This is a genomic window from Nocardioides sp. (assembly GCF_050699375.1).
Taxonomy (GTDB): domain Bacteria; phylum Actinomycetota; class Actinomycetes; order Propionibacteriales; family Nocardioidaceae; genus Nocardioides.
The window spans coordinates 1-6205 of record NZ_JBOHDN010000260.1; the positions used below are offsets into that span (position 1 = coordinate 1).

A 6205-nucleotide genomic window follows, 5' to 3' on the forward strand; every position below is an offset into this window, starting at 1 on the left:
CGTCGTACGCGTGCGCCGACGCGGGGTCCCACCGCGGGTCCGCGTCACCGAAGATCACGAGTGGTTTCCGCCCGAGTCGGAGCAGCCGCTGCGGGATGCTCTCTTCGACGATGTAGTCGCGGTTCGCCCGCATGATCGCCCGGAACGTCTTGAACGATGTCCGCTTCAGGTCGTCGATCATTTCGTCACTGATCGTCACCGGCCGCGCGGCGGTGGCGGAGATTCCCTTCCGGAGCAGCGCGTCGGTCCGCAACGGCCAGATCAGCGCACCGCGCGCGGATCCGGTGAGCAGCTTGACCAGCGTCGGCTCCGGACGCAGCGCCTCCATGCTCGGTCCGGTGCTGATCAGTGTTGGTCTTGCCGCCGAATACGCTTACGAGAACTGGGGTCAGATCAGACCCGCGAGAAGATCGATGACGGTCTGGAGGCAGTGGGCGATGCGGTCGCATTCTGAGCCGGACGCGGCGCGAGGACACACGGACGGACGGTTCGTCGCGCCACCTGTCCTGTCGAAGTCAGTCCTTCGCGTTTATGTACTCATTGTGCTGGTGATCGTAGGTCTCGGACTCGGCCTCTGGGTCCTCTGGCTCTCCGGCTCGACCCCGGCGCGGATCGCTGCCGTGCTGATGGCTGCTGTCCTGCTAGTTCCTACCGCTGCGCTGGTGCTGAGCATGGCACGCCGCCGGTCCGACGTCCTCGTGATCGAAGAGACCCCAGGCGCGGTCGTATTGCGGGGTTCCCGCTTCTTCGCGCTCGCGCTGCTGATAGCGCTGGTCGGTGTCGTTTTCTACCCGGTCGCACTCGGGGTGGCATTAGTCCGCGACGGCGTCGAGGACGGCTCGATGACGATGTTCGTAGTCTCGCTCCTCGTCGCACTGGCATGTCTCCCGGTGCTCGTGATGGCGATGCTGGGCAAATACAGGCTGAACCGCTTGGTGCTCACGCCCGACATGGTCACCTACCACGGCTACCGCCGAGCATGGTCAGCACCTTGGGACACGCTGGACAGGGTCGAGATCACCCCTGAGCCGAAGGTTCAGCTGCTCATTGCCGGGCACGAGACCGAGATCGAGGTTCCTCTGGGCCTCATGGCCAGCGGTCCAGTTCCGCTCGCGGAGTACGTCGACGATCTGATCCGCCACCCCGACCGACGGCCCGGCAAGTCCCCTACGACCTAGACCGCGGATCCCTTCAACTCGGCTGCAGCCGCGCAGCAGCGCAGCGGGGCCTGGACTGGCAGGCCGAATCGGATCCCATCCGAGAGTTCGGCCTCGAACATTCCGACGATCTCGGTGACGAGCCCGCCCTTCGGGTCAAGGTGTCTGGACCTTGGTCTGCCAGGCCGCTTCGGCCCTCTCACATCAGGTGGAGCCATACGACGGCTGCACCGCCGACGCCGATCGACGCCAGGATCGAGCACTGTTCCCACGGCTTCACATCGGATACGTACAACGTGACACCCCCAGCGACGCTGACGATGACGAAGCCGATCGTGATCGCTACTGAAGCCATCGGCGTTGTTGGGCGCCCTAGCGAAAAGACGGCCACGATTGCCGCTGGAGTCGCTACGACCGGCACGAGCGCCGGTGCCATCCATGTCCAGCCTGGTGCCTCATACCGACCGAAGACGCCGACCCATGCACCGGCGCCGGCCACTACGGCCAGGAGTCCGAAGCAGTTGAGCGATGTTCCCGCGTTCAGAGCGGCTCGGGTGCCGCCCTCGACGGCGAAGCGAGTCTTCTCCGCCTCGCGGAACAGGTCGTTGACCCTCTCGTCTGTGCTGACTTCCTGAAGAACGATCTCGTCGATGCGCGACGCGGTGAGGTCGATCTCCGGGGTCTGCGCAACGGCCTGCGCCACTGCCATCCGCAGCTCGCCCATGTCGCTCATACGAAGACCTGCCCTGCGGCCGCGAGCAGGGTCAAGACCTCTGACCCTTGGCCTCCCAAGCCGCTTCGGTCTTCTCGCCAGAGATGTCGTGGTGATTACGAGGGATGTCCAAGATGGCGGTGAGCTTCGACGCACCTACGGGACCCTTCGCGCGCTCGAGCCCCTTCACGCCGCGCTTGGCAGCGCACTCTGCGGCGTACGCCCAGAGCGACTCGAGGGAGGCAGTGTCTGCCCCTGCGCTCCGGAGCCGCCCGTCCAGAGCACGGATCGATGGCTCACGTTCCGCAGCAAGCGCTGCGCGGGCCTCGCGCCGGGCGAGGAAGAGTCCGAGGTCGCGTTCGCGGGCGGCCTCGGGGTTGCGCGCGCGGACGATGTGGATCCAAGCCACGCCCACGAGGCCGACCGCCATCGAAGCGATGACCGACACCTGCTCCCAGGGCTTCAGACCCGGGGCGATCAGCGTGACGACTCCCGCGGCCACGATGAGCACGAGCGCGATCACACACGAGCCGGCAGCGTTACGCCCCATCGGCTTGCGCACCGACGCCAGCGCGATGATCGCTATGAGGGCAGCCACCACGGGCGACAGGACCGGCGGCATCCACGTCAGTCCTGGCGACTGGCCATACCTCCCGAAGATGCCACCGGCGGCAGCAGCAGCGACAATCACCGTGAGCATGCCTACACCGCCCCAGGATCCTTCATCTCTCTGGTAGGCCTTGTGCGACGCTGCGAGCTCGGACTTCTCCGCGGCGCGAAAGAGATCGTCGGTCAACTCGTCGTTACCTGTCGCCTTGAGCACGATCTCGTCGAGGCGAGTCGCGTTCAGATCGCTCGCGGGTGTCGTCTCGACGGCTTTCGCGATCTTGCCCTGCACGTCGTCGTTCGTGTTGTTCATACCGATACTTCCCAGGTCGAAATGACTGGCTCCACCAACGCGAGCACTACCCCGGCCGCCGGTGAAGACGCCGGAGTGAGAGCAACTGCCCCGAGTCGACCGCCCGCAGAGACGACGTACGTCGTCTGGATGAACTGCAGGTGCGTGAGATCGCTGCTGGACCCAGCATCCTCCGCAGCTGGTAGGAACTCCGAGACTCGGAACCCATGCACGGAACCGAGCTCGACCGGGACGACGGTCGGCTCCCACGGGCCGACGCTGCCCTCCGTGACAAGTTCCAGCGCCTCCTTCTCGGAGGTCGGAGGCTCTCGGTCGGTGTAGAGCGCGAAGCCCGCCACTGCGTACAGCGACGATTCTGGCTCCTGCAGCAACAAGGTCAGGTCATCGGACGCATCGCGCGTAGCGATGGCCATCTCGGCCATGGTCGTCGCGAATGCCTTCGCCTCGCCCTGAAGCCCCGCTGTCCGATCCGCGACGAACTGTTCTTCGCCGTCCGCTCCGGGCACTTCGTGCCAGAGTGACGGGTCAGGTGCGATGGTGAAGTCAGGCATCGTTCCTCCAGCGGAACGTGGCCACGATCCCATCGCTGAGCAGCGTCATCGATGCGATGTCTTGGTCGCTGGAGTGCTCGCCGTTGCCACCATCGAGGATGGTCGTGCGGATGATGAGCGCGGTGTCCGGTGCGTGTGGGACGCGAATGAGGTACGTCGGCTGCACCGTGTGCACCGTACCCCCGTCGACCGATTGGTCGACACGGTCGACCCATCGAAGGATGGTGCCGCGATCGTCGAGCGGTGCCGCGCCGCGATCGGTGATCAGCTGCCTGGCCATCGACGTCATCGCCGACCCAGCAGGTGCGTCGAGCCACGCCAACGCCATGCTCATCGGGACGAAGTCGTCGACGGGAACGTCCACCTGCGAGACCCAGGCGATCATCCGCTCGCGTGCCTGAGGATCCGCGTCCGTCTGGGCCAGCATCGCGTCGACGCTGGCCCTCATCCGGAACGCGTCGACCCCAGGTGATCGATCCATCACTGCGTGGACCTGGTCGCGCAGGGTGCTCAGGTCGGCCTGTTGCTTCGCCCATCCCTGAGGCAGGAGCAACCCGAACGGAGGTGTCTTCGTCGTGGCACCGAAAAGCTCGGCACGAAGGCTGCCAGCGAGTCCCATCAGCTTCCCCCAACCAAGTCGCCCATGCCCACGATGTTAGAGATCGAGGTTCCGACACCTTGCGCAGTTCCGGTCAACGCCTCGGCGAGCGACCCTGGGACACTTCCGGGGTTGAACCCGCACAGCGCATGCGCAATCTCGCTGCGACTGTTTCGGCCTCCTTCGCGGACCAGGGTGAAGCCCCGGAGCATGTTCCTCGTGTTCAATCCGTGGCGAGTCATCCAGTCGGCGCCGTCGATCCCGAACCTCCTGATGGCCGCCGAGTCCAAGCCTTGACCCCACGCTCTGGCCGATCCTGTGAGTCTGGAGAACTTCAACGACGACAGTCCGTCTGCGAGCTTTCCGAGGCTGGCGAACTTGCCGAACGGCACCACGCCAAGGATCGCCAGTGCCATGCCGCGCCCCGAGCCTCGGTCAGCCAGGAACTTCGACGCTTCGAGGGCCAGTGTCAAGACACCTGCGATGACGCCAATGACGGCGGCGAGAGCAGCGAACGGACCGGTGAAGCAGATCGCGATGATCAACGCGATGAACCCGATCACCTGAAGGACCTTCAGCGCCCCCTCGACGAAGGGCATCGCGTTGTCCCAGAAACCGTCCTCGACGCCGTTCTCGTTGACCTCCTCGAGGTCGTCGCGGGCGGTTTCGTACGCGTCCTCCCAGGTCGAGACGGGGGCGTCGTAGCTGCCCCAGTAGCTCTCCCAGTCCCCCACTGCCGAGTCGAAGGCTGCCTGCTCTGCGGAGGAGTCCGGCCGCTGGGCCGCCGCCTCACCGTCACCCTCGCCGGCGGGCTTGTTCTCGGCCTCCTGGTCGTGCTGTTCCTGCGACTGCTCGACCTCGAGCAGCGCGTACGAGGTGGTGTTGACCGACTCCCAGGCAGTGTTGGCGTTGGTGACGAGGCTGTCGGTCTCGTCCTGGACGGTCTCCAGTGCTTGCCCGTACAGCTTCAGTGCCTCGCCGCTGGGAGAGTAGCGCTTGCCCGCGGTGCGCAGGTCCCCGTAGACCTCCTTGGCCTGTTCGCGGATCTTCTCCAGGGAGTCGCCCTTACCAAGATCACCGTCGGCGAAGAGCTGCAGCGTGTCGGCAGCGGTGGACATCTTCTCGCCGAGGTCGATGATCGAGGTGGCTCGGATGCCGATCCCGCCCGCGTCTCCCTCGACCTTCAACAGCTCGCGTCCGCCGTGGGTGTCCGGCATGGACGGCTGGCGGTACTTGGGTTCGTTCTCGGTCATCAGGAACCCTCCTGCATGGTGGCGAGCTCGGTGTCCAGGTCTTTCCAGGCCGCCTTGTTCTCGTCGACCCGCTTCTTCATCTCTTCGAGCTTCTCGCGCAACGTGTCACGCTTGTCGTCCCACTCGGACTCGAAGTCGCTGGCACGATCCTTCAAGGCGGTCCAACCGGGCAGCGGCGTGCCGATGTCGCCCTCCAGCTCGCCGGTGCGCGAACCGGCGTCCTTGAACTCGGTGATGATCTGACCGAGCGCGGTGCTCAGCTCCTCCATTCGTTCGAATGGAATCAGTACGTCTGCCACGTGACACGCCTCCAGGTCGTTCCTTGCACATTTACACGACCGCGCGGGGCTGCTGAGGCAGCCTCCCGACGGTCAGAGACGACTGGCGGGGACCGTTGTCGGCCCCCACCAGTCAGAGAAAATAGCTCAGCCGCCCGCGAGCTGGCTGTCCAGGTCCTGGATAGCGGTCGCCATGTCCCGCAGGGACTGGGCCATGTCCTCGACGCCGCCGATGGCGTCCTTGAGACCCGTGGTCATCTCCGTGTAGCCGTCCTGGAACTTGCCCGAAGCCTTCTCGGTCTTGAACCCGTCCTGGACGAGCTCGTCAACGTAGCCCTGGCACTCATCAAGAGCGGACTCGATCGTGTCCTTGCCCTGGTCGAGCTTGTCGGCCGCGCCGGTCATCTCGTCGTAGGTTGCCCCGAAGTCACTCATCGGTCTTCGCCTTTCTCGCGATTTCATTGCACGACACCCGCTGAGGCGCCGTCCGTCAGAGTGCTTCTACCCACTGCCTCGGGTTCTAAACATCTTCGAAAGTAAAATGTCGCTTGCGCTTCCGGGAAGGTCTCGACAAGCTCGACCACCGGGTCGGGCGCGTCCCTGGCACGATGACCGAGATTGGCTGAGACTGAGCAGGTGTCCTCCAAGCCAGCTCCACACGTACTCGTCCTCTTCGGCGCGACCGGTGACCTCGCCGCGCGCAAGCTGTTCCCCGGGCTGTATCGGCTCGCCCTCGC

Annotated in this window: 9 protein-coding genes and 1 pseudogene; 2 read left to right on the forward strand and 8 right to left on the reverse strand. The window is 65.2% G+C overall.

Features of this window, described 5'->3' with window-relative positions; genetic code table 11:
- Window positions 1–328, reverse strand: a pseudogene (locus ACRDPS_RS18975) (alpha/beta fold hydrolase); the annotation flags it as partial.
- Between ACRDPS_RS18975 and ACRDPS_RS18980 the strand changes: the two are divergent.
- Window positions 327–1178: a hypothetical protein gene (locus tag ACRDPS_RS18980; RefSeq protein WP_431503221.1), complete on the forward strand. Its 852-nt coding sequence runs from the start codon at window positions 327–329 to the stop codon at window positions 1176–1178. The pseudogene ACRDPS_RS18975 and the gene ACRDPS_RS18980 sit on opposite strands and share 2 nt — an antisense overlap.
- A gap of 178 nt (window positions 1179–1356) precedes the next feature.
- On the opposite strand, the gene ACRDPS_RS18985 is transcribed toward ACRDPS_RS18980, so the two are convergent.
- From ACRDPS_RS18985 to ACRDPS_RS19015, 7 genes are all read right to left on the reverse strand, one after another.
- Window positions 1357–1890 carry a hypothetical protein gene (locus ACRDPS_RS18985; RefSeq protein WP_431503222.1) on the reverse strand — a complete coding sequence of 178 codons (534 nt, stop codon included), beginning with the start codon at window positions 1888–1890 and terminating at the stop codon, window positions 1357–1359.
- A 31-nt stretch (window positions 1891–1921) separates the two neighbouring features.
- The gene (locus ACRDPS_RS18990; protein WP_431503223.1) at window positions 1922–2788 is read right to left on the reverse strand and encodes a hypothetical protein; all 867 of its coding nucleotides are present in this window, start codon (window positions 2786–2788) and stop codon (window positions 1922–1924) included.
- Window positions 2785–3339, reverse strand: a complete 555-nt coding sequence (locus ACRDPS_RS18995; protein WP_431503224.1) for a hypothetical protein — start codon at window positions 3337–3339, stop codon at window positions 2785–2787. The genes ACRDPS_RS18990 and ACRDPS_RS18995 overlap by 4 nt, the downstream gene beginning before the upstream one ends.
- Window positions 3332–3958 carry a hypothetical protein gene (locus tag ACRDPS_RS19000; protein ID WP_431503225.1) on the reverse strand — a complete coding sequence of 209 codons (627 nt, stop codon included), beginning with the start codon at window positions 3956–3958 and terminating at the stop codon, window positions 3332–3334. The genes ACRDPS_RS18995 and ACRDPS_RS19000 overlap by 8 nt, the downstream gene beginning before the upstream one ends.
- Window positions 3958–5190: a hypothetical protein gene (locus ACRDPS_RS19005; protein ID WP_431503226.1), complete on the reverse strand. Its 1233-nt coding sequence runs from the start codon at window positions 5188–5190 to the stop codon at window positions 3958–3960. The genes ACRDPS_RS19000 and ACRDPS_RS19005 overlap by 1 nt, the downstream gene beginning before the upstream one ends.
- Complete coding sequence (locus ACRDPS_RS19010; protein ID WP_431503227.1) at window positions 5190–5459, reverse strand: flagellar protein FlgN; 270 nt, start codon at window positions 5457–5459, stop codon at window positions 5190–5192. Before ACRDPS_RS19010 ends, ACRDPS_RS19005 begins: the two co-directional genes overlap by 1 nt.
- A 156-nt stretch (window positions 5460–5615) precedes the next feature.
- Complete coding sequence (locus ACRDPS_RS19015; RefSeq protein ID WP_141782429.1) at window positions 5616–5903, reverse strand: WXG100 family type VII secretion target; 288 nt, start codon at window positions 5901–5903, stop codon at window positions 5616–5618.
- A gap of 201 nt (window positions 5904–6104) precedes the next feature.
- Here ACRDPS_RS19015 and ACRDPS_RS19020 point away from each other — a divergent pair.
- A partial coding sequence (locus tag ACRDPS_RS19020) for a hypothetical protein (protein WP_431503228.1) occupies window positions 6105–6205 on the forward strand: 101 nt, incomplete at its 3' end.